21 protein-coding genes are annotated in these 25,732 nt (G+C 36.0%); 18 read left to right on the top strand and 3 right to left on the bottom strand.

All coding sequences use genetic code 11. The features are described 5' to 3' along the window. The first annotated feature begins 213 nt into the window (after positions 1–213). The 3 genes from BWGOE10_RS17265 (at position 214) to BWGOE10_RS17255 (ending at position 1,563) form a co-directional block, all read left to right on the top strand. Entirely contained in the window at positions 214–765 is a 552-nt protein-coding gene (locus tag BWGOE10_RS17265) for a GNAT family N-acetyltransferase (RefSeq protein WP_070144277.1), read from the top strand. 77 nt (positions 766–842) lie between these two features. Continuing rightward, the gene (locus tag BWGOE10_RS17260; RefSeq protein ID WP_002066428.1) at positions 843–1,202 is read left to right on the top strand and encodes a DUF4440 domain-containing protein; all 360 of its coding nucleotides are present in this window, start codon (positions 843–845) and stop codon (positions 1,200–1,202) included. A 133-nt stretch (positions 1,203–1,335) separates the two neighbouring features. Next, positions 1,336–1,563, top strand: a complete 228-nt coding sequence (locus BWGOE10_RS17255; protein WP_070144276.1) for a hypothetical protein — start codon at positions 1,336–1,338, stop codon at positions 1,561–1,563. A 71-nt stretch (positions 1,564–1,634) separates the two neighbouring features. Here BWGOE10_RS17255 and BWGOE10_RS17250 read toward each other — a convergent pair whose 3' ends face one another. Further along, the gene (locus BWGOE10_RS17250) at positions 1,635–2,960 is read right to left on the bottom strand and encodes an ArsB/NhaD family transporter (RefSeq protein WP_070144275.1); all 1,326 of its coding nucleotides are present in this window, start codon (positions 2,958–2,960) and stop codon (positions 1,635–1,637) included. A gap of 262 nt (positions 2,961–3,222) precedes the next feature. Here BWGOE10_RS17250 and BWGOE10_RS17245 point away from each other — a divergent pair, with 262 nt between their 5' ends. Together BWGOE10_RS17245 and bshB2 are read left to right on the top strand one after the other, a co-directional pair. Then, positions 3,223–3,573, top strand: a complete 351-nt coding sequence (locus BWGOE10_RS17245) for a YojF family protein (protein WP_000407039.1) — start codon at positions 3,223–3,225, stop codon at positions 3,571–3,573. Positions 3,574–3,588: 15 nt separating this feature from the next. Further along, positions 3,589–4,251 (top strand): bacillithiol biosynthesis deacetylase BshB2, encoded by a 663-nt coding sequence (gene bshB2, locus BWGOE10_RS17240; RefSeq protein WP_070144274.1) that lies wholly within the window; start codon positions 3,589–3,591, stop codon positions 4,249–4,251. Between the two features lie 70 nt (positions 4,252–4,321). Here the strand turns inward: bshB2 and BWGOE10_RS17235 are convergent, their stop codons facing one another. Continuing rightward, complete coding sequence (locus tag BWGOE10_RS17235) at positions 4,322–5,554, bottom strand: MerR family transcriptional regulator (RefSeq protein ID WP_070144273.1); 1,233 nt, start codon at positions 5,552–5,554, stop codon at positions 4,322–4,324. Positions 5,555–5,740: 186 nt separating this feature from the next. On the opposite strand from BWGOE10_RS17235, the gene BWGOE10_RS17230 reads away from it, so the two are divergent. The 13 genes from BWGOE10_RS17230 to BWGOE10_RS17165 all read left to right on the top strand — a co-directional run bounded on the left by BWGOE10_RS17230 (position 5,741) and on the right by BWGOE10_RS17165 (position 25,321). After that, positions 5,741–7,027 carry an NAD(P)/FAD-dependent oxidoreductase gene (locus BWGOE10_RS17230; protein ID WP_070144272.1) on the top strand — a complete coding sequence of 429 codons (1,287 nt, stop codon included), beginning with the start codon at positions 5,741–5,743 and terminating at the stop codon, positions 7,025–7,027. 13 nt (positions 7,028–7,040) lie between these two features. Beyond that, complete coding sequence (locus tag BWGOE10_RS17225) at positions 7,041–8,513, top strand: aldehyde dehydrogenase family protein (RefSeq protein WP_070144271.1); 1,473 nt, start codon at positions 7,041–7,043, stop codon at positions 8,511–8,513. A 45-nt stretch (positions 8,514–8,558) separates the two neighbouring features. Further along, positions 8,559–9,977: an MATE family efflux transporter gene (locus BWGOE10_RS17220; RefSeq protein ID WP_070144270.1), complete on the top strand. Its 1,419-nt coding sequence runs from the start codon at positions 8,559–8,561 to the stop codon at positions 9,975–9,977. Positions 9,978–10,022: 45 nt separating this feature from the next. Next, positions 10,023–10,304, top strand: coding sequence for a cupin domain-containing protein (locus tag BWGOE10_RS17215; RefSeq protein WP_070144269.1), 282 nt, complete (start codon positions 10,023–10,025; stop codon positions 10,302–10,304). 190 nt (positions 10,305–10,494) lie between these two features. After that, positions 10,495–11,955 (top strand): CoA-acylating methylmalonate-semialdehyde dehydrogenase, encoded by a 1,461-nt coding sequence (locus tag BWGOE10_RS17210; RefSeq protein ID WP_070144268.1) that lies wholly within the window; start codon positions 10,495–10,497, stop codon positions 11,953–11,955. Between the two features lie 30 nt (positions 11,956–11,985). Continuing rightward, complete coding sequence (locus tag BWGOE10_RS17205) at positions 11,986–13,341, top strand: aspartate aminotransferase family protein (protein ID WP_171903125.1); 1,356 nt, start codon at positions 11,986–11,988, stop codon at positions 13,339–13,341. A gap of 91 nt (positions 13,342–13,432) precedes the next feature. Further along, on the top strand, positions 13,433–15,052 hold the full coding sequence (locus tag BWGOE10_RS17200; RefSeq protein WP_070144267.1) for an amidohydrolase: 1,620 nt from the start codon (positions 13,433–13,435) through the stop codon (positions 15,050–15,052). A gap of 356 nt (positions 15,053–15,408) precedes the next feature. Further along, positions 15,409–16,608 carry a multidrug effflux MFS transporter gene (locus BWGOE10_RS17195; RefSeq protein ID WP_070144266.1) on the top strand — a complete coding sequence of 400 codons (1,200 nt, stop codon included), beginning with the start codon at positions 15,409–15,411 and terminating at the stop codon, positions 16,606–16,608. A gap of 1,263 nt (positions 16,609–17,871) precedes the next feature. Further along, positions 17,872–19,674: a PAS domain-containing sensor histidine kinase gene (locus BWGOE10_RS17185; RefSeq protein WP_070144264.1), complete on the top strand. Its 1,803-nt coding sequence runs from the start codon at positions 17,872–17,874 to the stop codon at positions 19,672–19,674. A gap of 527 nt (positions 19,675–20,201) precedes the next feature. After that, positions 20,202–20,915, top strand: a complete 714-nt coding sequence (locus BWGOE10_RS17180; protein WP_070144263.1) for a response regulator transcription factor — start codon at positions 20,202–20,204, stop codon at positions 20,913–20,915. Further along, positions 20,912–21,970, top strand: a complete 1,059-nt coding sequence (locus BWGOE10_RS17175; protein ID WP_100246341.1) for a sensor histidine kinase — start codon at positions 20,912–20,914, stop codon at positions 21,968–21,970. The genes BWGOE10_RS17180 and BWGOE10_RS17175 overlap by 4 nt, the downstream gene beginning before the upstream one ends. A gap of 416 nt (positions 21,971–22,386) precedes the next feature. Further along, entirely contained in the window at positions 22,387–22,599 is a 213-nt protein-coding gene (locus tag BWGOE10_RS17170) for a hypothetical protein (RefSeq protein WP_070144262.1), read from the top strand. Positions 22,600–23,011: 412 nt separating this feature from the next. Further along, positions 23,012–25,321, top strand: a complete 2,310-nt coding sequence (locus BWGOE10_RS17165) for a binary toxin-like calcium binding domain-containing protein (protein WP_070144261.1) — start codon at positions 23,012–23,014, stop codon at positions 25,319–25,321. Positions 25,322–25,577: 256 nt separating this feature from the next. On the opposite strand, the gene BWGOE10_RS17160 is transcribed toward BWGOE10_RS17165, so the two are convergent. After that, entirely contained in the window at positions 25,578–25,721 is a 144-nt protein-coding gene (locus BWGOE10_RS17160; RefSeq protein WP_180237180.1) for an IS3 family transposase, read from the bottom strand. Positions 25,722–25,732: the final 11 nt, after the last annotated feature.

Here is a 25,732-nt window from a genome sequence, read left to right as displayed (position 1 = left end):
TAATTAAGTATACTATAGTTCTAAATAATAGAAAACAATAATTGGTTTGTTTGAAAAAACAAAAAAATGTAAAATGAAGTTAATTCAATGCAAGGGAGTTGTGCCAATGTCAGCGCTTATTGTAAGTATCCCGTTTATAAAACAGTTTATGGAACAAGGGGATAAATAGGCTAGAATAAGTATCCCCGCTATTTAATAAAGGGGGAGTTTGAAATGACAATGAATCTTTTTCAAAATAAAAATATTAAATTATCAGCTATTAGAGAAGCAGATGCTGAAGTAATGGCTAAGTGGCAAGAGGATAGTGAATATTTAAGAAATGTAGATACAGACTTAGCATTCCCGCAATCGTTACATGAAATAGCGAGTGATGGGCTATTAAAGGGACGGAGATCCAATAGTGTTTCTTTCATGTTAAGAACAGTTCAAGATGATCGCTTAATTGGTTTTGTTGCAATTCATGGCGTAGAGTGGAATAACAGAACGGGTTTATTAGCAATTGGTATAGGAGAAGTAAATGATAGAGGAAAAGGATATGGGAAAGAAGCAATACATCTTATTTTAAAGTATGCTTTCTATGAAATGAATTTACACCGCATCGGTCTCGATGTTATTTCGTATAATAACCCTGCCATTGCACTGTATAAAAAGATGGGTTTTCAGATAGAAGGTTGTATGAGAGAAGCGGTTCAAAGAGATGGGAAGTGTTTTGATCGTATGATTATGGGAATATTGCGGGATGAATGGATTGAGCTGCAAAACTAGTAAAAACATACAGAATAATTGTATAGTGTGGTGAGAAAAATCTAATATTCAGATGATCAGAAGGAAGGGGTGTACTAATGGAAGGTTTCTCTTCATTAAGAGAGTGTTTATATCAGCTAGAGGAACGATTACTTAAGCCAGAGGTTCGCACATCTCAAAAAGAGCTTAAAAAGATACTTGCAGATGATTTTTTTGAGTTTGGGAGTTCTGGTAAAGTTTTATATAAAAATGAGGATATCGATAAAAATGGAATAGGCGTGGTAAAAATGACTTTAAGTGATTTTGAAGTACATCCTTTATCCAAAGATGTAGTATTAACTACTTATCGAATATTCAATGAAATAAATAATCAACACTCGTTACGTAGTTCAATTTGGAAATTTAGAGAAGGAAGGTGGCAAATGTATTTTCACCAAGGTACACCTGCTAAATTTTAATGAAGCTATGTTTTTTAGGTGTGAAAAGAAACTATAAAAAATAGAATTGTTGAATATATGGTATGCAGGAGAAATAATGATAATTGGCGAAAATTTACAGTGTACTGATTGAACATATAAGGAGTTATGCGAGATGAATTTAGAAAAAGAAAAACCAGTAAACGAAGAGGTCGCTGAATTAAAGGAACTTATAAAAGAGTTACACGGAAGTGTACACCAACTTCAAAGTGAAGTGCAGCAATTAAGGCATGAAAGACCGGTTGTTGAAGTGAGAAAAGGTGTTCAATTATCACCAGCAATTATCGGGCAAATTGGTGGTATGATTTTAGGTGGATTAGCAATTATAGGTATATTTTGGTGACGAAAAAAGGTTTGCAGCACCATGCTGCAAACCTTTTGTATTTGACGATATAATTTCATGCAATACAACTTTTACATTAAGTAACGTAAATATATATAAGCGTGTGATAGTAATAATGCAATAATTGTTAATGGTAAACCGATTTTTAAGAAGTCCATATAAGAGAATCCATGTCCTTCACGTTTTGCAATACCAGCAACGACTACGTTTGCGGATGCTCCAATTAATGTTCCGTTGCCTCCTAGGCAAGCTCCAAGTGATAACGCCCACCATAGTACTTCAATTTGCGGAGAATCGACAGATAGTCCGAGTCCTGTAGCTAAATCTTGAATAAGTGGAATCATCGTTGCAACAAATGGAATGTTGTCAATTGTCGCAGATGCAATGCCAGATACCCATAAGATAAGTATAGCAGCGAAACCGATATCGCCATTTGTTACGTCGAGTACTTCTTTTGCGAGTGAAGAAATAAGTCCGATATCAATTAACCCGCCAACGAGAACGAATAGTCCGGCGAAGAAGAAAATGGTTACCCATTCAACGTGGGCAAATACATCTTCAATATCATGTTCTTTCACACCGATTAACATGAGAAGTGTAGCACCTGTCATCGCAATAACGGCAGCGTCTACATGAATAATAGAATGAAGTACAAAGCCTAAAATAGTTAGTCCTAAAATTGTAATGGATTTTAAAAGGAGGCTTTGATCTTTAATATAATCTTTTTCATTTAATGCCATCAGTATTTTAATTTGCTCAGTTGTTGTTTTTAGTTTGTTACGATACATGAAGTAAATAATGCCAAGTGTAACGATAGAAATAATAATTACGATTGGAGCTAAGTTTAATAAGAAGGCATTAAAGTCTAAATGCTTATTAGCCGATCCAATCATAATGTTCGGCGGGTCACCGATTAATGTTGCTGTTCCGCCTATATTTGAAAATAACACTTCTGAGATTAAGTAAGGAACAGGATTTACTTTTAAAATACGTGTAATGGATAGTGTAACAGGTACGATTAATAATACGGTTGTTACGTTGTCCAAAAATGCAGAACCGACAGCGGTTAATAGGGATAGTAATAATAAAATGCGGATTGGTTTTCCGCCAGCTGCTTTTGCTGCTTTAATGGCTACAAATTCAAATACGCCTGATTGACTCGTAATATGTACGAGAATCATCATCCCAATTAGAAGGGTGATCGTTTCCCATTGGATATGTGAGGTGAAAGCAGTATGTAAATCTACAATTCCAAAAATAATCATAATAGCAGCACCGAATAGTGCGATTACAGCACGATTCAATTTCTCAGAAATAATAAAACCGTACGTGACTAAAAATACGGCAATTGCAAAATAATATTGCCAATTTGCTACTTCATGTGCTGATTGTTTCAAGCCTGTCACCTTCTTTAAAGTATGTATTCAATTGTCGAAATGTATCTCGCGGCATTAACACGGGATAAAATATATTGTAGCAAATTCAAAAAAGAAAGAAAACTATTTAACGAAGTGAAGGAAAAAATGTGATTTTTACATATCATATAAAAAATATAAAAAACACAGTGCAAATTATTAGGAAAAGTGAGCGTTGTCCTCTAATATAGAGATAGCAATTTACATTATTTTTGCGTAAAATGGTTTAAAGAGGTGAATTCCGATGGAAATAGTAAAAGATAGTTCTCTTATTCAAAATGAAATTGAACGTTTTGTAAATAAAGATGTATATATTCATTTAGAAACGACGAACGGAGCGTATGCGTCACACTTTAATGAGAAGATGATGACAGTAGGAGCATTCATTCGAAATGCAATTATTCGCTTTGAGCGCGGGAAAATAACTGGAACAAACCCATACCGAGTTGGTTTGAAAATGGATCATGGCTGGGTATATGCAGAAGGTATTACGCACTGGGAAGTAGACGATAAAGAGCGTTTATTACTAGCAGGGCATGATAATCAGGGTCGCTTAGCAGTAGCGCTTGAGTTAAGCTTAACGCCATTTAAGTAAGAAGGAGGGAAACTTATGGAGAGACATGTACTTGTTGTATTTCCGCATCCAGATGATGAAGCATTTGCTGCGGGAGGAACAATTCGCTTATTAACAGATCAAGGAGTACCTGTAACGTATGCATGTGGTACTTTAGGACAAATGGGACGTAACATGGGGAAAAATGTATTCGCTAACCGTGAAACGATTCCAAATATCCGTGAAAAAGAATTAAAAGATGCATGTGAAGCGATGGGAATTCAAGATTTAAGAAAGCTTGGTTTCCATGATAAAACGTTAGAATTTGAAGATGTTGATTTTGTTGCAGATAAAATCGAAGCGATTATTCAAGAAGTAAATCCATCTCGAATTATTACATTTTATCCAGAACACGGCGTACATCCAGATCATGATGCATTTGGCCGCGCTGTAGTTCGCGCTGTATCACGTATGCCAAAAGAAGAACGTCCAGTCATTCATGCGGTTGCAATTACGAAAAATCGCGAAGCAGTACTCGGTGAACCTGATGTTGTAAATAATATTAGTGAAGTATTTGAACATAAATTAGCTGCACTAGGCGCGCATCGTTCACAAACAGAAGCAATGCTTGAAGAAACACATGCAAAAATAAAAAACAAAGATGCAGCAACATTAAAATGGCTGCAATTTGAACAATTTTGGACTTATAAATGGGAGTAAGCTAGAAGGATACCTTCTAGTAGCTCTTACATATAAAAAGCGCCGTCACTTGTGATGGCGCTTTTTTGTGCTATTGTTTCGTACTAGCCAAATACATTTGCATGTGGAATTTTTCGTCTCTTACATGATAATCGAAATAAGGTCCTGGATCTGTACAGTAACCGATATTTTCACTTTGCGTGATTTGAAATCCGTTGACTGATAAATTTTCTTCTAAGTATTTTGGATATAAAATATGCTCGTGAGAATTTGGATATAAGGCTAAAATGTTTTTCAAGGATTTGGCCGAGCTATCATAATACGAGTATCCGCCGACAATTGTTGAACTGTTATGTAAATAGTTTTTTAGAACGTGAATGGGGAACTGCGGATTGAGCAGTGAAAAATCAGTTACTGTAAAACTATCCACAAAAACATCGATGCTAAGCGGTTTCAATGGCAGATTTAAATCGGAATTCAAAATATAAAGGACGCGTGGCTTCGGATTCATACGCTCAATTCTGTTTCTAACTTTCTTGAGCATCGCAAGCGAATAGCCACTGAATACATAGGACGCGCTCGTTTCAAGAACATCAATATATTTCGGTAGTGACACAAAAGCGTCAACGTTTGTTTCCACGATTAATTTGTTTGTCAAATCTATATTTTGTAGAACTTTTTGAAATCGAAAATTACTTTTTTCAAATAAGTTAATCATTTTGGGATTAATCTCTTTAATCGTTTCTTTATCGTAAAAATAAGATGGATAAGGAGACGTCTCGTACAAGTTCGCGGTAATAATAATACCATCATCGATAGCTGCCTCGTATCCACAGGTACAAGTTAAACTCCCCGTGTGAATGTAGACTTTTTTAATCGTTACATCTTTCATTTCAAGTGGAATGTGGCACTTCGGACAATAGAGCAGATTTATAAAGTCAAGCGGGATTCCTGTAATATTCTCTTCTTTTGTTGAAGGTGAGCTTGTTTGAACCGCTTTTTCAATCAATTGGATAGCTTTTGATATGTCTTCTTTTTTCTTAGTCAGCTCATTCTTTTTATCATTGAGCAAGTTGTTGTAGTAGTCGATATCCTCATGGTCCGAGAAGTTTGTGACACGCCGATACGATAAAATTCGTTGGATTTCTATCAATGAAAAATGGAATTTTTTCAGTTCAGTAATAAAAGCCATGTCGTCTAAACACAATTGGTTCATTTGATACTGGGTGTTTTTTTTGTCTGGTATTAATAATCCTAGTTCAATGTAATAACGTACGGTATCAGTTGTAACATGAAAAAGCTTCGCAAATGTACCAATTTTCATAGATGTCCCCCCAATGAAAAAAGTGGAGTTACTCCATTTTTTTCGCAAAATGAATTTAAAAAACTCTCAAATGGGTATTGACTTGGAGGAAACTCCAAGTCATATGATTAACTTAATAAGTTTGAATATTGTGAATATTTTTGAGTGTATTGTAACATACATGTCACGAAAGGAGAAGGATTAGCTATGGATAAGATGGATCGAATGGATACTCTCTCATTGTGGACAGCGACTGCAAACAGATATGACAAAGGAAGACCCCTTGAAGGAAATGAAGAGGCGGATGTTGTCATTATTGGCGCAGGTTTCACAGGTCTTTCTTCTGCTTATCATTTGCAAAAATTAGGGAAGAATGTCATTGTTCTTGAACAGGAAACGATCGGATATGGCGCAAGCGGTCGTAACGGCGGGATGGTATTGCCAGGCTATAAGCCAACGATGCAGGAGCTTGCTAAGAAGTATGGTGCCGAAGAGGCGAGACAACTTAACGATCTTTCGCTGCTTAGTGTTGAACTAGTTAAAAACATCATCGATGAACATCAAATCCACTGTAACTTTAGAAAGACAGGTCACATTGTGGCGGCTTACAAAGCCAAGCATTTTGAAGGATTGAAACTTGAAAGTGAATACTTAAACAAAAACTTTGGATATGAATGTAGCGTGCTTAATCGAAGTCAGTTGCATCAAGAAATTGATTCCCCGCAATATTATGGTTGCTTAGTCGACGACTCGAGTTACTCGTTCCAACCACTGAACTATGCAATTGGTTTGGGAGAAGCAGCTAAATCGATAGGTGCAAAAATCTTTGAGCATTCGAAAGCACTATCTATTGAGTACGGTCGAAACAGTGTGAAAGTTGTTACAGAAAAAGGTGCTGTTACAGCGAAAGACATTATTGTTGCTACAGATGGTTACTCCGGAAAAATCATGGCTGAATTGAATAAAGGGGTACTGCCAATTTCGGCACGTATTATTGCAACTGAACAGCTTCCAGAAACACTGGTGAATACCGTCATTCCTAAAGATCGCATGGTTTTTGATACAAGCAGTTTCCTTTACTATTTCAGGCGCACACCAGATAATCGGATCGTATTTGGCGGTGGCGATATTCGTCCAAACTTAGGCGATGCTGTTTATCAAAGTGTTTACGATGCCATGGTTAAAATAATGCCGAAACTAGCAGGAAGCAAGATTGATTACCAATGGGGTGGATTTATCGGGGTAACAATTGATACGTTCCCAGTTATCGGTAGATCCAAAGAAGGCGCATATTTCGCAACGGGTTATACGGGCCATGGCGCATCTCTCTCGACATTGTTTGGTAAGTTATTGGCACAATGGATTGTTACAGGGAGTGCAGGTGGATATCGATTTGAAAAGGAACGCCTCAAATCATTCCCATTCTATAATCAGAAAACGATGTTGGTCAATATAGCACATATTGGTTTCAAACTAGTTGATATTATTGCGTAAAGGAGAGGTGTTTATGAAAATTAACATGTTCATTGACGGGAAATGGGTAGAAGCATTATCTGGTGATAGACGAAACATTATTAACCCTGCAACTGGAGAGGCTATGGCAACTTCTGCTCATGGATCGGCGGATGATGCGAAGATAGCAATCAAGGCAGCGCGTAAAGCGTTTGACAGCGGAATCTGGTCGAACTTATCGGCTGAGGAAAGAGCTGACTATCTATATAAGATTGCAGATCGTCTTGAAGAGAAGACAGCTGAAATTGCACGTTTGGAAACTGCAAATAACGGTAAGGTTATTCGTGCAACAACCCATGTAGATATTCCTGTATCAATTCAATGCTTCCGTTATTATGCTGACTTGATTAAAGGTATGAAAAAGGAATCTTACACTCGTGAGGATTCTTCGGAAACGATTATTATTCATGAACCGATTGGTGTTTGTGGACTTATTGTACCTTGGAACTTCCCGCTTATGTTAGCCGTTTGGCAAATTGCTCCTGCACTTGCTGCAGGGAATACAATTGTAATTAAACCTGCTGATGTCACTCCTGTAAGCGTATTCAAATTATTTGAAATCATCGAAGAGGTTGGACTTCCAGACGGAGTGGCAAACTTGGTATTGGGACCTGGCTCAAAGGTTGGGAATGAGCTTGCAGAGAGCCATGATGTTGACAAAGTTGCCTTTACCGGTGGAACAAAAACAGGTCAAGGTATTATGCGCGCAGCTGCGGGAAATATGAAAAAAATCACACTTGAACTTGGTGGTAAATCTCCACTTATTGTGTTCGACGATGTGGATTTTGAAATCGCAGTCGATAATGCGATGTTTGGTATTTTCCACAATGCTGGGCAAGTTTGTTCAGCTGCATCCCGCTTACTTGTACAAGAGACCATTTACGATAAGTTTGTTGAAAGATTGGCTGAGCGTGCGAGCAAAATTGTAGTTGGAAACGGGGAAAGCGAGAACATTGAAATGGGAGCCCTAACAAACGAGACTCATATGAATGAAGTTTTACATTATATCAATAGCGGAATCGAAGAAGGTGCAAGATTAGTTTGTGGTGGTAATCGCTTAACAGAAAATGGGCTTGATCGAGGGTTTTTCATTGCGCCAACAATCTTTGCTGATGTAAATGCGAATATGCGTATTGTGAAGGAAGAGATTTTTGGTCCAGTCCTTGTTGTACAGAAATTTAAAAATGAGGAAGATGCCATCCAAAAAGCAAATGATTCCATTTATGGATTAGCCGGTGCTGTATTTACTGAAGATATGGACCGGGCAAAACGTGTTATTAGTAAATTGCGTGCGGGAATTACTTGGATTAATAGTTATCATCTCGCTTATGTGGAAGGCCCTTGGGGCGGATACAAGCAAAGTGGAATCGGCAGAGCGTTAGGTGTTGCCGGACTGGAGCATTTTATGGAAACGAAGCAAATCAATATCCACCAGCATGCCCAGCCTGTAGGTTGGTATGCGAATTAATTGAGCTTAACTTGCTATATAAATTATTTGTAAGGGGATATGCTCATGAAAATAGTGGACAACCGTCCGTCATCGAACATAGAGCAACCAGAAGTAATGAATAAGCTGGCGTCTGATTCAATGCTGGGAACCAAAAGTATTCCATTACTATATTTACGGTTTGCTTTGGCAGGAATTATGGCTAACGTAATTCTAGGAGTTGTATCGGTTGTCGATGGCTATTTCGTTAGTGGCTTTCAGGAGCTGGAAATCGAAGGGATTGGAATTGGATTTACGGTCATGGTTATTACCCGAATGATTGGTGTTCTTTTGGGGGTGGGGGCCGGAGCGGTCATTTCACTTCGACTTGGAAAAGGGAAGGTCGAAGAAGCTAGAAGTATTATGGGACAAACTTTATGGTTTACTCTTTTCCTTTCCACTTTGATAGCTGTACTTGGATTGGTCTTTGAAAATGAAATTATGATTTTATTCGGAGCAAGTGATGAAGCGCTCCCGTATGCGGTGCAATATAGCCGACTACTATGGATTTCATTACCATTAACGATATTGGCCGTTGTATTAAGTATTTTAACTAATATTGATGAAAAACCTGGATTATCAATGAACAGTTGGTTAGTCGCAGCAGTTGTTGCTGGGATTACAGAGTGGATTATGGTGACGAAGTATGACATGGGGATGATGGGTTCTTCATGGGCCAATACGATTTCGCAATCGATCCCTGTTCTCCTAATCTTTTATTTCTGGTTTGGTAAAACAAAACTTAAGCCGAAAATGAAAGATATGATGATTAATCTCAAGACGATTGGTGAAGTAGCTTGGACGGGCTTTGCATCTTTCTCGAGTCAGTTTATGATGTTTTTTGCCATTATTATCTTCAACAACTTACTACAAAGCTACGGTGGTGGGCTGCACGTTGCCGCTTTCACGATTCAAAACGGTTATATTACAAATTTGCTCGCCTTAGCAGCGCTCGGTGGAATGACAGGACTTCAACCGATTATTAGTTATAATTACGGTGCGGGAAACCTTGATCGTGTTAAGCAAGCAATTAAGATGGGGCTCATTTTTACAGTTTCCTTCTTTGTGATTGTGACAGCCATACTAATCATTTTTGCAGATCCAGTTGTGTCATTTTTCTCCGGTGGTAATGCTGAATTGCAGAAACTGGGCATTTGGACGACAGTGGTATTCAATTCTTTGTTTATGCTTAATGCGGTCAGTTTACTTATCTCCGGTTATTTTGAATCACAAGAGAGAAATTGGATCGCAACGTTTATTAATGTTAGCAAAATGCTGTTGTTCTTGTTCCCATTTCTATTTATTTTCCCGAAATTCTGGGGTGTGGAAGGTGTATGGTACGCAGGTCCTGCTGCAGAAATTCCAGGCGTTCTCATTGCCATATACTTTATGAGAAAAGAATTCAAATGTTTAAAAGTTACAAATGTTAAGACGGTAGATTTATAGAATTGATTCCTTCAAAATTACCAATAAGAAAGAGAGAGGATCATTATGTTTTTTGCGAAAAAACTTACGGCAGAAGAAGCAGGGCAACTAGGTGTTCACACATGGGAACCGTGGGTAGGCGAACCGAATAAAGGAACGTGGCATGTAGAAGAGCAGGAAGTTTTCTATGTGACAGACGGTGAAGTGTTTATTACTGTTGATGGAAAAAGGCATCATCTTACAAAGGACTGGATTGTTTCCTTGGCTAAGGACCTTGTTTGTGAATGGGATTGTCCAGTATTTTTGAAAAAGAATTATAAGATGAACCATGAGATTAATCTGAAATAATGTGAACTGTGGTGGAGTGGACAAATGCTGAGCAGATGACTGCTCCTGCGTATGCAATAGATAAGAGATTAAGATTAGTAATGTTGAAAAAATGTATGTAAATAAGTTTACATACCGTCAAATGAATGCGCTTTCTTTTGTGAGTGTAATAAATACATAGGACGGTTATCTTAAAATAGGAGGCTTCACCATGGTAGTAACGAAAAATGTACAAACGTTGAAAAATTATATTGGTGGACAATGGATAGAATCCACAAGTAAACAAGTTGAAGATGTACCAAATCCAGCAACAGGAGAGATTATTGCCCGTGTGCCGCTTTCGACTAAAGAAGATGTAGATAGAGCTGTAGCAACTGCTAAAGAAGCATTCAAAACATGGAGAAGGGTCGCAGTACCTCGGCGTGCTCGGATTCTATTTCACTATCAACAGCTATTGATTGAAAACTGGGAAGAGTTAGCTAAACTCGTTACCTTGGAAAATGGAAAAAGTTATAAAGAAGCTTACGGTGAAGTACAGCGGGGGATTGAATGTGTTGAATTTGCCGCAGGCGCACCCACTTTAATGATGGGAGAGCAACTTCCCGATATTGCTACTGGTGTTGAATCAGGGATGTATCGTTACCCAATCGGAGTAATCGCAGGAATAACGCCATTTAACTTTCCAATGATGGTGCCATGCTGGATGTTTCCACTAGCGATTGCATGCGGAAATACGTTTGTATTAAAACCATCTGAAAGGACACCGCTATTGGCTAATCGCATAGCTGAACTGTTTAAAGAAGCAGGTCTTCCAGATGGAGTACTAAATATTGTGCATGGTGCACATGACGTCGTTAACGGCATTCTTGACAATGAGGATGTGAAGGCTGTATCTTTCGTTGGTTCTCAACCTGTGGCTGAGTATATATATATAACAGCAGCAGCTAACGGCAAACGTGTACAAGCTCTTGCAGGGGCAAAAAATCATTCGATCGTATTAAAAGATGCGGACCTTAGTTCTACAGTGAAAGAAATTACAAATGCTGCTTTCGGTTCAGCTGGTGAACGATGCATGGCTGCGGCTGTTGTTGTCGTTGAAGAAGACGTTGCAGATGAGCTCGTTAATAGACTGCTACAAGAGGCTAATGCAATTACTATTGGTAATGGATTGGAAGAAGGTGTTTTCCTTGGTCCCGTTATTCGTGAAGGACATAAAGAGCGTACACTCGGATACATTCAATCCGGTGTAGAGCAGGGAGCGACACTTATTCGTGACGGACGTGAAGACGATGCAGCAAACAGCCAAGGTTATTTTGTTGGCCCAACGATTTTTGACAATGTGACACAGGAAATGAAAATTTGGCAAGATGAAATCTTCGCACCGGTTCTTTCTATTGTACGTGTAAAAGATTTAATGGAAGCGATTCGTGTTGCTAATGCATCACCATTCGCAAATGGTGCATGCCTGTACACCGATAGCGCTAAAGCTATTCGTGAATTCCGTGAAGAAATTGATGCAGGTATGCTTGGGGTCAATCTTGGAGTTCCCGCTCCAATGGCATTCTTCCCATTCTCAGGTTATAAGAAATCCTTCTATGGTGATCTCCATGCAAATGGAAAAGATGGCGTAGAATTCTATACTCGCAAGAAAATGCTTACGGGTCGTTATTGAAAGAGTGATATGAAATCATAAAAGGATAGAATGGAGCTGGTGATTGTGCAAGCGACAGAGCAAACACAAAGTTTGAAAAAAGCAGATGAAAAGTACCTTTGGCATGCAATGAAAGGAGTAACCCCTAATCCAACGAATTTAATTATCACAAAAGCAGAAGGGGCATGGGTGACGGATATTGATGGAAACCGTTATTTAGACGGTATGTCCGGTCTTTGGTGCGTGAATGTTGGGTATGGCCGAAAAGAGCTTGCGAGAGCGGCGTTTGAACAGCTTGAAGAAATGCCGTATTTCCCTCTGACACAAAGTCATGTTCCTGCTATTAAATTAGCAGAGAAATTGAATGAATGGCTCGGTGATGAATACGTCATTTTCTTTTCTAACAGTGGATCGGAAGCGAATGAAACAGCGTTTAAAATTGCTCGTCAATATCATCAACAAAAAGGTGATCATGGACGCTATAAGTTTATTTCACGCTATCGTGCTTATCACGGTAACACAATGGGGGCTCTTGCAGCAACAGGTCAAGCACAGCGAAAGTATAAATATGAACCATTGGGGCAAGGATTCCTGCATGTAGCACCGCCGGATACGTATCGTAATCCAGAGGATGTTCGTACACTGGCAAGTGCTGATGAAATCGATCGTGTCATGACATGGGAGTTAAGTCAAACAGTAGCCGGTGTGATTATGGAGCCGATTATTACCGGGGGCGGCATTTTGATGCCTCCTGATGGATATATGGAAAAAGTAAAAGAAATTTGCGAGAAGCACGGTGCGTTGCTCATTTGTGATGAAGTTATATGTGGATTTGGCCGGACTGGGAAGCCATTTGGATTTATGAATTATGGCGTTAAACCAGATATCATTACAATGGCAAAAGGTATTACAAGTGCGTATCTTCCTTTGTCAGCAACAGCAGTTAGACGAGAGGTTTATGAGGCATTCGTAGGCAGTGAAGATTATGATCGCTTCCGCCATGTGAATACGTTTGGAGGAAATCCTGCTGCTTGCGCTTTAGCTTTGAAGAATTTAGAAATTATGGAGAATGAGAAACTCATTGAACGTTCCAAAGAATTGGGTGAACGACTGTTATATGAACTTGAGGATGTAAAAGAACATCCAAACGTAGGAGATGTTCGCGGAAAGGGCCTTCTTTTAGGCATTGAACTAGTGGAAGATAAGCAAACAAAAGAACCAGCTTCTATTGAAAAGATGAACAAAGTTATCAATGCTTGTAAAGAAAAAGGTCTAATTATTGGTAAAAATGGTGACACTGTCGCAGGTTACAATAATATTTTACAGCTTGCTCCTCCATTAAGCATCACAGAGGAAGACTTTACCTTTATCGTTAAAACAATGAAAGAATGTTTATATCAACTTTAATTTGTTAAAAAGCGGAATAGAATATTGAGAGATACAACTTTAAATACTGAATGAATTACTCTAAAAGAGTAATTCCGAAAGGGTTGAGTTTATGAAAGCTGATGTTGTATTGATAAATGGAGAAGTTATTACAGTAGACAAAAAGAATACAGTAGTCGAAGCCGTAGCAATAAAAGATAATCGCATCGCAGTTGTTGGCTCAAATCAGGAGGTTAAGAGTTTAATAGGAGAACAAACAGCTGTAATTGACCTACAAGGAAAAACGCTTCTTCCTGGATTCATTGATTCTCATATTCACCTCATTGCTCATGGGTTGAATCAATTGGCGGTAAGTTGTAAAGTTGAACATATTGATTCTATCGAGGCTTTGTTAGATGACTTGAAAAAGAAGGCGTTAGAAACTCCAAAAGGTGAATGGATACGTGCTTGGGGCTTTAATGAAAACGCTGTGAAGGAAAAGCGTTATCCAACGATTACTGAGCTGGATGAAATTTCAGTTGAACACCCTATTATTGTATCCCGTACTTGCAACCATATAAGCGTAGTAAACAGCAAAGCATTAGAAATTGCGCAAATTAACGAGAACACACCGAACACGAGTGGGGGGATTATTGAAAAGAATCAGGCAGGAAGGCTTACAGGAAAATTAATTGAAGCAGCAAATATGAGGATGAGCGAGGTTGCAAGTTATACAGAAAGTGAAATGATGAAGGCTGTGAAAATTGGATCAGATCATTTCGTTGCAGCGGGCATAACAAGTATACATGATGCAGGTGGATTTGGACCGGAGAGTTACCGTTTACTACAACAAGCTGTGAAGAGTAAGGATATTCGTGTCCGAATATATGCAATGATATGTCAGTTAAATAACTCCCATGAATTTGTTAATAAAATGGTCGAAGCTGGTGTGGTAACTGGTACCGGAGATGAAAGATTCAAAGTTGGACCAGCTAAAATGTTTACAGATGGAAGTAGCACTGGGCCTACAATTGCAACCCGTGAGTCGTACTCGAGTGACTCTAACAATTATGGCATTCTTTATTATAGTGAGGAAGAAATCTATCAGGTTTTAGGTGAAGCGCATAAAAAAGGCTATCAAATCACTGTACATGCACAAGGTGATAAAGCGATTGAAATGTATTTAAATTGTGTAGAAAAAGCGCTTCAGGAATCACCAAGAAAAGACCACCGTCATCGAATCGAGCACGCGGGAATTTCTTCACCAGATTTACAAGAGAGAATGAAAAAACTCGAGATGATTCCAATTCCAAACCCTCCATTTCCATATGAATTCGGAGAGATATATGTAGAGCACTATGGTGATCGTGTTAATCACATGTACGCTGCTCGTGATTTTATTGATCGCGGCATCATTGCAGCAGGTGGATCGGACGCACCAGTTACTGACTATAATCCTTTATTAGGAATTCACGTTGCTGTCAATAGAAGAAGCAAGTCTGGAATGGAGATTGGTACTAATCAATCTATAAGCGTAATGGAAGCTATTAAACTATACACATGGAATGGCGCTTATGCGAGTTTTGAAGAAGAGATAAAAGGAAGCATAGAGGCCGGAAAGTTGGCGGATTTAGTTATATTAAATGACAGCATCTTAAGTGTCAACCCAAGCGAAATTAAAGATTTAAAAGTAGAAACAACAATTATTGATGGTGAAATTATCTATCAAGAAGAACAATCAGTGAAAATTTAGCCATAAAAAAATGCCCCTTCAATTGTGAGACTGATTTCAACAATTGAAGGGGCATTTCAGTTGTTTAGTTGTACTTTTTAAATCGTATTAATTTTCCGAGAGAATTGAAAGGACATTCGTCTACTAAAAAATATTCAGATTATGAACACTAGAAAACAAATACAACCTATCATATAATTGAAAGACTATATTGTAAAATCAATGTTAATATTACCCTCCTATAAGTATTAACATGCGTAATTGAGGTGTTTTCTTTGTTGTTTTATGATCGAATTTCTATAATGGCCCCTCCTGTTCCGTAGCTAAGAAAGTCTTTTTATTTCTGAGATTTTCAAAGTTATAGGAGGGTATTAAAAATGAAAAAAGTCTCAGTACCATCACTTTGGTTAATGATTATTCTTGTAGCATTTCCGCAAATTAGTGAAACAATTTACACACCGTCTTTACCAGACATTTCAAAGGCGTTGCACGTAAGTAATAATGAGGTGCAGTTAACTCTTAGTGTTTATTTTGCTGGATTTGCTTTAGGTGTATTTTTTATTGGATGGTTATCAGATATAATTGGTCGCCGCCGGGCGATGCTACTTGGAATTGTAGTATATGGCGCTGGGAGTTTCTTATGCTATATTGCAAATTCCATTGAATTTTTGTTATTAAGTCGTGTTATTCAAGCATTTGGAGCAAGTGCTGGTTCAGTTGTGACACAAACGATTCTTCGTGAAAGTGTAGAGGGGCATAAACGTCATGTTATGTTTGCTCAAATTTCGGCAGTCATTGCCTTTACACCAGCGATAGGTCCGTTAATTGGTGGTTTTCTTGATCAAATGTTTGGATTTAAAATAGTATTTTTAAGTTTAGTTGTTATGAGTGTTGGGATCTTGCTGTATACGTTTGTTTCTCTTCCGGAAACAAAAACGGGCGCAGTAACGGATAAAATAAATGTTTTCTTAGTAGCGAAAAGATTAATTACAAATCCGAAAGTATTAACATATGGGTTATTAATTGGAGGAGCAAATGGTGTTTTATTTAGCTATTATGCAGAAGCTCCGTTTATCTTTATCGAGTATTTTCAGTTATCGCCTAGTATGTATGGATTTTTAGGAATCGTTGTCGCTTCTGCTTCTATTATTGGAGCGAAAGTTTCAAAACGGTTACTGACTATTTATAAACCGGAGAAAATCATATATATAGGCTGTATTGTAATGACAGGGGGAGCTATCCTCTTAACTGTTATTACTTCATTTGGATCAAATCCAAACATAATATATATGATTGGATTTTTAGTAGCTATGTTTATATTGCTATTAGGAATTGGGGTAGCGTTACCGAATTGTCTTAGCTTAGCGTTAGTAGATTTTCAGGACGTCATTGGTACAGCAGGAGCATTGTTTAGCTTAGGGTACTATATAATAGTGACGGTGACAATTTGGGGAATGAGCCAGCTTCATACAGGTTCCTTAGTAGTCATGCTCCTATATTTTTTAGTTGTTGTAGTAATTATGGTAGTTTTCACTCGAGTATGTATTTTGAATGATAGAGCTGAAAATTCTGTTTAAATATATAAAAAAGGGAGTCTCATTGAAAAATGAGACTCCCTTTTTTATAAAATTATCTATTGAACAAGAAATTTCTTTAGCAACTGTTTTTTATTATCCACAATAAATTGTGAATATAGTCTTCATGTGAGAGTTAAATTGAATATTCGATATATAAAAATTCGAATATTATAAAAATCACTCGTGTAGATTGTAAATAAAATACTAAATTCATATTCTTAAACAGATTGGTAGATGGAGGAGGGGTTTTGAAATAGGGGTTTATCCAGAAATTGGTATCTGTTTATATTCAGTATATATTTGGTTTATATTTGGTTTGTATTTGTTTTTGGTTTGGTTTACATTTGATTTATGCTTGTTTTTTGTTTGGTTTCATTAATTACAAAATCAGTTACAAAAGTTACAAAAACTATTTTTGTTCTCTAAATAGCCTTATATTACGGAGGAGAGCGTGAAAAAATGTCTTTAGGAGGGGACAAAAAAATTTGGTGAATAAAAATTGTGAATCATTAAAAATGTGTTATCAAACTTGGACAAAATCATGTTATGAATCTATTAATAAAGGGAAATAGTATGAACAAACCGATAGCATTTAAATGAGAACATTATTAATCAAATATTTATGCTCATTTTAAGATGGCAGATATGATGCAACATAAGATTTCGAGATTTGGTAGGGAAGATAAAACGTTGTAATGTTTTAGATTACAACGTTATCAGTAATTGCTAAGTTTATAAAATATAAAATTAGTAAAGAGAATATTACATTAGAAAAAATGAAGGTTTATAGCAATCAATTTTCAATTTTAATGCTGCTTATGTTGACTATAGGTCAGAGTTTGGTACCTATAATTGCGAGTGCAAAAGAGTTAAATACAGTAGGACTTTTGGATAGTTTTAAGTTAGATAAATCAAATCTACAGAGCGGAGAACTGACTGAAATAACTGTAAACTTCAGTGGAAAAAACGGAAGTAGGCTTCAGCCTGGAGACACATTAACACACTGCCTCCAGAATTAAATGGTTTGAATACAACGTTTTATTTAGGTGAAACAAGAAAGCATAAGGCCACGGAGCGTTTTTTAAGAAAGCTTTGCGGTCTTTTATAGTTTAAACCCTTGTTTTATTACTCTATACAAGTACGCGGTTGATCCTATGGTATTTCAGAACGAGTCCATCATTGTAATAGGTAATTGTTTCTAGTTGGAAAATTTATATGGGGAGTCTTAAAGATATAGTAAATATAAAGGAGATGGGTTAAATAATGAAATATACACTTAAAGATCTTATAAATATAAACGAGTTTAAGAATATAACAGAGCAATTTTATAATTTAACTAAAGTTCCATTCTGTCTCCTTGATAATAATCAAAATGTTATATTTTCCAAAGGTGACCCTTTTTTTCATAATCAAAAAATCCAATCGTCCCAAGAAATGCATATTCCTATCATTATTGAGCAGGAGCATATAGCAACCTTTGTTGTAGGCTCAAGTATTAATAAAGGAGTTATTGCGGATTCTCATATAAAACATTTTAAATGCATTGCAAATCTAATTGAAGAGATGGCAACACAACAATTACACCTTAAAAAAATTCATGAAAAAGATTCCCAAATAAATATGATAACAAATCATGAAGAAAATTGTTTAGATAGTATATTACAAAATATGCCGATTATGATTAATGCAATTGATGAAAAAGGAAATATTATTATGTGGAATCGGGAATGTGAATTAGTAACTGGATATAATGCAGATGAAATAATTAACAATCCAAAAGCGATGGAATTGCTACATCCCCATAAACCTTATAGAGATCAGTTATGTAACGAGTTGTTGCAGAATGGTCGCGAATTTAGGGATTGGGAGGTGGATATAACATGTAAAAATGGCGAGATAAAAACTATTATGTGGTCAAATATTTTACATAGTATTCCAAATTTAGGATGGAGTATAGGAACAATTGGGATTGATATAACTAAGCGTAAGAGGATGGAAGAGAAACTTAAACAAACCTCGACTGAACTAGAATTAATTTTTAAAGCAATTCCTGATTTGTATTTTTTGTCAGAACTTGATGGGACCATTAAGGATTGTAAAGTTAATTCTATATCTAAATTTTATGTTCCAATTGAAGAATTTATAGGAAAGAAGTTCCAAGAGATATTACCAGTTCCTATCATAAAGCGATTTGAGAAGGCTATTAATCAAATAAAAACTTCATCCGCTCCTGTATTAATGGATTATTCTCTACAACTAGATGATGAAATTTATTATTTTGAAGCAAGACTTTTACCGCTTTTTGAGGATAAAATTATGATTATTGTACGTGATATTACAGAGCGTACAATAACGACGGAGTTATTAAAGAAATCAGATACCCTTAATGCAGTAGGGCAATTGGCAGCTGGGATTGCTCATAAAGTTCGTAACCCATTAACAGTAATTAAAGGGTTCATGCAATTATTGCAACAGGAAGTAGGGGAGGATAAAGAATATTTAAGCCTAATACTTTCTGAAATTAGTAGTATTGAAACAGTTCTTCAAGAATTTTTATCTATTGCAAAACAGAATGCTACAGTATTTGAGCCCAAAAAGCTTTGTACTATATTAGATAATGTAGTCGACTTAATAAGTACACAAGCAATAATGAAGAATATTCGTATTACATTAAATGTGGATGTTGAAAACTTATTAGTTGAGTGTTGCGAAATTCAATTAAAACAAGTTTTCTATAGTATTTTACAAAATTCTATTGAGGCTATACAAAATGGTCAAGAAATCATTATAAGCGTGAAAAAACATAATAGTAACGAAGTTAAGATTAGTATTTTAGATAAAGGAATAGGTATTCCTTCAGAAAGAATTAAAAGACTAGGTGAACCTTTTTATTGTACAAAAGAAAAAGGGACGGGTGTTGGGCTTATGATGAGTTATCGAATCATTGAAAGTCATGGTGGAAAAATAAGTATAAAAAGCCAAGTTGGGAAAGGAACTACTGTTACTCTGTTTTTCCCAATTTATAACGGTGACTCAGTTGGTGATGTTAGTACAAATGACATGTAAACATAAAATATATTAATTGTTATTAGTGATCTAGTAAATAAACCTCTGAAAATGAATAATCAAGCTATTATCTTGTAGAAACATAGGTAGTCTGAAGTAATTGGATCAGGAAAAGAAAAATGAATTTAATAGGGATAATTTAACTTGAATTTGAAGTGCAATTCCTAATTTCATTAGACGTTACATTTTATGCATAGAAGTAAAAGGATTCTTCCAAAGTTTACTTAATAAGTTAGATTGATAATTTATGATGTAACAGAAGATAAAAAAATTAATTTAGAGAAAAGAAGGTAGCTCTAAATACCATTTAGGTTAAGTTGTATGTATGTCTTAAAAGTGAAAAGTTTCTTTTTCTCGGCTATAGAAAAAGAAACTTTTTTACTTGAGTGATAACTTTTTATGATATTTGTGAAAGGGTTTTGTTATATTTTTGAAAGAAAAATGTAATGTATATAAACTAATATGAACTTACAAATATTGATTTTATATCAATCGCCATTGGTGAAGGAACCGAGGAGATTTAATGTATGAAAACAAAAATTGCAATTATAGAAGATGAAGATAATATACGAGAGATATGTAAACGGTACTTAGAAAGAGAAGGGTATGAAGTATATACTGCTGTGAACGGAACAGAAGGATGGAATATATTTCAAGAATTTCAACCTGATCTAATTATTTTAGATTTGATGATGCCAGAAAAAGATGGATGGGAACTATGTGAGGAAATTCGCCAACATTCCAATGTACCTATTATTATGTTAACTGCGAGAGGGGAAGAAAGAGAACGGATTTTAGGATTAACAATGGGAGCGGATGATTATGTAACAAAACCATTTTCACCTCGTGAATTAGTATTAAGGGTACAAATTATATTAAGAAGAGGAAGTCAAGTACCAATGCAAGGAATAGAGCCTGCATCAGGAATGATAGAGTTTCTAGATTTGAAAATTGATCCAACGAAAAGACGTGTATTTGTTTGTCGATATGAAATAGAGCTAACGGTGAAAGAGTTTGAGGTGCTTTATCTCATGGCAAAACATCCTAAACAGGTGTTTTCACGGTCTCAACTTCTTGAACAAATTTGGGGATTTGAGTATGAAGGCTGCACAAATGCAGTAACTGTATTAATGAGTCGTTTACGTGAGAAATTGGAGAAGCATACAACAAAGAATCGCTGGGTTCATACGGTTTGGGGCATCGGTTATTGTTTTAAACCAGATGGAGGAAACGATAAATGAAGTTGCGAAATCAACTGTTATTGATGAATCTATTAAGCACGGGTATCATGGTAATTTCTATATGGTATAGTGAAAGGCAAATGTTACTTAGACCAGAACAGACACGGTTATTAATAGTAATAGTAATTGTAGCAATGATTATTTCTACGATTATTTACTGGTTAATGACACGCCCTATTATGAGATCTATTCAAAATTTAATTGCCTTAACCAAACAATTTAGTGATAGACAATTTGGAACGATGTACATAATAGGGAAAGAACCGGAAGAGTTTAAAGAATTAGCAGAAGCTTTTCAAGAAATGGCCAAAAAACTAGACGAAAGCTTTGCTAAGTTGGAAAAAGGAGAAAAAGCACGTACAGAGCTGATTGCGAATATTTCCCACGACTTACGAACTCCCATGGCTAGCATACAATTGATGATAGAAGCGTTACAAGATGGATTAATTGAAGACCCTGATATGAAACAACAATATTTAAAGACAATCCTAAATGATATACAACGATTAAGTGGATTAATTAATGACTTATTTGACCTTTCTAAGTTAGAACTTGGACAAGAAGTTTTTCATCCAAGTTTAATACATGTAGATAGCATCCTATTAAAAGTAATAGATTCACATGATATCTTATTGCAAGATAAAGAGATTGATTTGCAATTGCACGTTTCTGAGACATTACCACGAATTTGGATTATGCCATGTAAAATAGCACGAGTTATCAATAATTTGTTGCATAACGCGATTCGGCATTCTCCTACATGTGGAACAATCGAATTAATTGTAGAAGAAAATAAACAGAAGCAGCAAGTTCAATTCACATTGTGTGATGAAGGGGAAGGGATTTCTCCAGATGATCAATTGCGTATATTTGACCGTTTCTTTAGAACGGATCCATCAAGAAGTTCGCAATCTGGAGGTTCTGGGCTTGGTTTAGCTATTGCAAAATCGCTAGTTGAACTGCATAAAGGAGAAATTGGTGTTCGGGACCGCCAAGATGGGAAACGGGGATGTGAATTTTGGTTTACTCTTCCTGTTATATCAGAGAAGAAATGAGGTGGTTGAAAGACTTTTGTAACATTTATGATAGGAAATTGAAAGATATATAGAATAAGATTACTGTATCGAAGATGATTATATTTTAATTTGAAGTGAAAAGTATAAGCAATGTACAGTATAAGTATAATTTCATCTTTTGTAATTTTGTAGATATGATGAAAGAGAGGAAGAAATAAAATGAATCAAATGAAAAAAAATAACTCCCGCAGCCTTAGCATTTGCTTGTTCTAGTAAGTCCAGTTTTTTCTTTAAAAGCAGAAGTAAGTACAATATCTTCATTTTCTAGTTCGTTCAGATTTACTAGAAAAATGAAGAGATATGGAAAAGGAACCTTATTTTCTAAACTGCCTTTATGGAATAAAAATAAAGGAATCACATACATAAAAAATATATTGAACAGAGGTAACTATACGATGATTTTAAAACTATTATTTATATTTTGGGGCGTAGTCTTAGTATTATGGGGTATATACAGAATGAAAACGGATAAAGCATTTATAGGGAAAACACAAACAAGAAAAAATATTTTTAATTTCTTTATTTTAGGAGAAACAGCAGGACTAGGACAATTCTTAAGCGGAATTGCATGTATAATTATAGGGATTTTATCTTTTATAATTAAATAGTTTATAAATAAAAGGAACACAACTTTAAAATAAAAGTAGTGTTCCTTTTATTTTTGTAACCTGTCAGATTTACAATTTAATACATGTTTCACGTACAATAAATGGAATCGAAATGGTTCACGCCCTATATAAACAAAGACGAAGTCCTCAATCAGACCTCGTCTTTTCGACATACAACGAATTACAAAAATCATTAGCGGTTTCTTAAAATGTAACTGCAATTTCCTCACCTTTCTATGTGTTAAGAAATTCTGCAACGGAACTCGTTATATCAATAAAGTAAAAAAAGATTTGTGAAAGACTTTTGTAACATTTGCGAAAGGGAAATGAAAGACTTGTGAGATATTATGAAATCAATCTTACTAGTAGATGTTCAAACATACATGTATAGGAAATATGGAGGAAAACTAAGATGAAAAAATTAAAGCCAATACTTGGTGCAGTAAGTAGTTTAACTATGGCATTGACGATAACATCCCCTGCTTTAGCTGAAACAAATCCTGAACAAGGCGGAAAAGTGGAAACCTTTAAAGAAGACGCAAATCTAAAGGAAGGACAGAATGTTATCTATGGTGACGCTGGAAAAAAGGGAATCATGATTATGGAAAAACCTCAGGAAAATAATGATTGGGACGATGATGGTATTCCTAATGATGTGGAAGAAAAAGGATATAAAATTGTATTTAATGAAAAGACAGGAAAAAATGAAGCTCAGTTATATGATCTAGTGAAAGACTTTGGGAAAAAGAGATTTATTACAAATCCTAAGAGTGCAAACTCAGATGGAGACCCTTTTACAGATAGCTATGAAGTGGAGCATTATGATAGTGATTCTGATACAGATTTTAACCCCATGATCGCGAATGTGCCAAATCTACAAATTGCTGTAAAACGTATCGATATTACTCCGGTTGCTAGTATTACAGATTCAAATGGTGAATCACGTACTAAGAGCTGGGAAAAAAGTCTATCTGTACAACATTCTTTTAATGTTGGTTTAGCGGTTGAAGGCGGTGCCGAGGGATCGGCAGTGGGTCCTGTACCTTCAGGAAAAGGATCATTAAATGTAGGGTATGGTTACTCTAATACAAAAACGGAAACAGAAAGCATCTCTAATAGTTTTGATTGGTCAACAGCAACAACTGTTGATTCAGCTAAAGCAGCAAATGTGCGCTTCCATCTAGAGTATAAAAACACGGGTACAGCATCTGCTGGGGATGTTTCACCTCACTTTAACATTCGATTAGGTAATAAAATTATTAATACTGTTAAGGCGACACAAGATCGTTATAAAGCTAACTTGTTAACTACGGAAAAAGGCGGGAACAATAAAACTGAAATTCTAATGGATAGTGTAGAAGGTCAAGCTGATGTGAAAATTTCTCTGACACTAGATGAATTAAAAGCGGTAGAACAAGGGGCACCTCTTTCTATTGAGGTCTTGCCTACCAGTACAATGAATGTATATACAATGAAAGATGGAAAGTTTGAAAATTTAGGTGATTGGTCGCATTTTGCATCAAATGTAAATGCTTCTACTACATTAGTAGAAACAAATTTGGGTTCTATACCAAAATTTAGAGTGTATACACCAAGAACGGACAAAACAAAACCTGCTAGCGTTGATTATAATCTTTCACTGGATGAATTTTTTGAAAATAGCGAGATAGGCAAGGGGGCTTGGGTAGCGAAGCATATTGTAAATGGTCAGCCAAAAGAAAATCTAGTTCGTTATGGTCCAAATCGTTCTCTTTTGGAACGAGGTGTGAACCTTGGTTTCTTTGATCACCGTGCGCTACAACCAACTCTATCATATAGCAGTTATGATTATAGCAAGAAAAAGATTTATGCTTCGGTTATACCAGGTATATTTAATTTAAATAAAGAAATCTTTGTTACGGTTCGTAATAAAAAAGGTGAGAGTCAAAAGGTAACATTAGTTCGAAATCAGAATTCAAATGTATATGAATCTAAAGAAAATGAACCTGTAGACATAGCAGTAAACCGTGCATCTCTTGGAGAATCTCACGCTAAGTTTGAATTAATTGATGTAAAAGACAATAAAACTGAAGTTTTCACGTCTCTTGTTTCAAATAAAAGCTATCTAGACGCTATCGATAAAATAGTAGTAGATAATTCTGGGGAACCTATAGTAGAAGGAAAACAGTATTATTTGAAGTCAGCTACTAACTTCGCTAACGGTGTAAACGAATCTTGGAGCGCTGGTACTTTAAGCCAATCAATTAATGGGAGATATGTACACTTTTCACTTAAGGGTAATAATTGGGATGGATTGAGACTCGGTCCTGTCCAACAAGCAATACACGGACCAGACATTCAAGCAACACCAGTAATACTTGAAAGAAAAGGTAAATCTAGACCGGAAGAACCATTCAAAAAAGATGAAGAAGTGTTTATGAAGTTTACGAATAGTAGTCATAGTAATTATCAGTATTTAAATATTGGAAATGGTTATGACTATAGTTGGTTAGATACTGAATACAATAAATCTACTATTAAACTAGACAAGCTTACTAATCAGAAGAACTTCTATATAAAATCTGATTCTAATTATATAACATCAAGAGAAAACCAGTGGACTAGTTCTGTTGCAGATAATGGTATTGCCCCGCTTGTAGGTGCTGGTGAGCGTGTTTTAAAATCTGAGCATACAACTTCACCAGGCAATTATCACCAATGGGAATTAGAAAGTATTAAGTAAAGAATGATGCGGTATATGTTCCCTGTTTATATGGGTGGGTATATATAAGGTTATAAAGATATCGAATCTTTCTGTTGGAGATGTCAATCTTCTCGTTTCGGGTTATTTGAATTTATTTGCTTGATGGATATGTAGCGAAACCTAGGACGGTAATATCTAAAATAATATAAGTAGTATTATAATTTAAGATGAATGCATAAAAAAAGACACTCTCAAGTGGTCTTATCCCCGTCAAGTAGACAGCTTTTAAAAAAGACTAAGCAGCCATTGAGATTCGATATTCAATCGGAGCTCGATGATTGAGTCGTTTTTGGAATCGTTTGTAGTTATAATGATAGATGTATGTTTCAATTGCTTGAATCAATTCTTCTTTTGTTTGATAATAATTGAGATAAAACATTTCAGATTTAA

This window comes from Bacillus mycoides (genome assembly GCF_001757995.1).
Classification (GTDB): Bacteria; Bacillota; Bacilli; order Bacillales; family Bacillaceae_G; genus Bacillus_A; species Bacillus_A mycoides_B.
This window is presented reverse-complemented; position numbering and strand designations above follow the sequence as displayed.

Bases quoted from the DNA above. Each gene is read 5' to 3' on its own strand.
- BWGOE10_RS17230 (WP_070144272.1), top strand. From the start codon at position 5,741: ATGGATAAGATGGATCGAATGGATACTCTCTCATTGTGGACAGCGACT.
- BWGOE10_RS17185 (WP_070144264.1), top strand. From the start codon at position 17,872: ATGAAATATACACTTAAAGATCTTATAAATATAAACGAGTTTAAGAAT.
- BWGOE10_RS17245 (WP_000407039.1), top strand. From the start codon at position 3,223: ATGGAAATAGTAAAAGATAGTTCTCTTATTCAAAATGAAATTGAACGT.
- BWGOE10_RS17235 (WP_070144273.1), bottom strand. From the start codon at position 5,554: ATGAAAATTGGTACATTTGCGAAGCTTTTTCATGTTACAACTGATACC.
- BWGOE10_RS17170 (WP_070144262.1), top strand. From the start codon at position 22,387: ATGATTTTAAAACTATTATTTATATTTTGGGGCGTAGTCTTAGTATTA.
- BWGOE10_RS17210 (WP_070144268.1), top strand. From the start codon at position 10,495: ATGGTAGTAACGAAAAATGTACAAACGTTGAAAAATTATATTGGTGGA.
- BWGOE10_RS17260 (WP_002066428.1), top strand. From the start codon at position 843: ATGGAAGGTTTCTCTTCATTAAGAGAGTGTTTATATCAGCTAGAGGAA.
- BWGOE10_RS17225 (WP_070144271.1), top strand. From the start codon at position 7,041: ATGAAAATTAACATGTTCATTGACGGGAAATGGGTAGAAGCATTATCT.
- BWGOE10_RS17255 (WP_070144276.1), top strand. From the start codon at position 1,336: ATGAATTTAGAAAAAGAAAAACCAGTAAACGAAGAGGTCGCTGAATTA.
- bshB2 (WP_070144274.1), top strand. From the start codon at position 3,589: ATGGAGAGACATGTACTTGTTGTATTTCCGCATCCAGATGATGAAGCA.
- BWGOE10_RS17220 (WP_070144270.1), top strand. From the start codon at position 8,559: ATGAAAATAGTGGACAACCGTCCGTCATCGAACATAGAGCAACCAGAA.
- BWGOE10_RS17265 (WP_070144277.1), top strand. From the start codon at position 214: ATGACAATGAATCTTTTTCAAAATAAAAATATTAAATTATCAGCTATT.
- BWGOE10_RS17205 (WP_171903125.1), top strand. From the start codon at position 11,986: ATGGAGCTGGTGATTGTGCAAGCGACAGAGCAAACACAAAGTTTGAAA.
- BWGOE10_RS17215 (WP_070144269.1), top strand. From the start codon at position 10,023: ATGTTTTTTGCGAAAAAACTTACGGCAGAAGAAGCAGGGCAACTAGGT.
- BWGOE10_RS17160 (WP_180237180.1), bottom strand. From the start codon at position 25,721: ATGTTTTATCTCAATTATTATCAAACAAAAGAAGAATTGATTCAAGCA.
- BWGOE10_RS17200 (WP_070144267.1), top strand. From the start codon at position 13,433: ATGAAAGCTGATGTTGTATTGATAAATGGAGAAGTTATTACAGTAGAC.
- BWGOE10_RS17180 (WP_070144263.1), top strand. From the start codon at position 20,202: ATGAAAACAAAAATTGCAATTATAGAAGATGAAGATAATATACGAGAG.
- BWGOE10_RS17175 (WP_100246341.1), top strand. From the start codon at position 20,912: ATGAAGTTGCGAAATCAACTGTTATTGATGAATCTATTAAGCACGGGT.
- BWGOE10_RS17195 (WP_070144266.1), top strand. From the start codon at position 15,409: ATGAAAAAAGTCTCAGTACCATCACTTTGGTTAATGATTATTCTTGTA.
- BWGOE10_RS17165 (WP_070144261.1), top strand. From the start codon at position 23,012: ATGAAAAAATTAAAGCCAATACTTGGTGCAGTAAGTAGTTTAACTATG.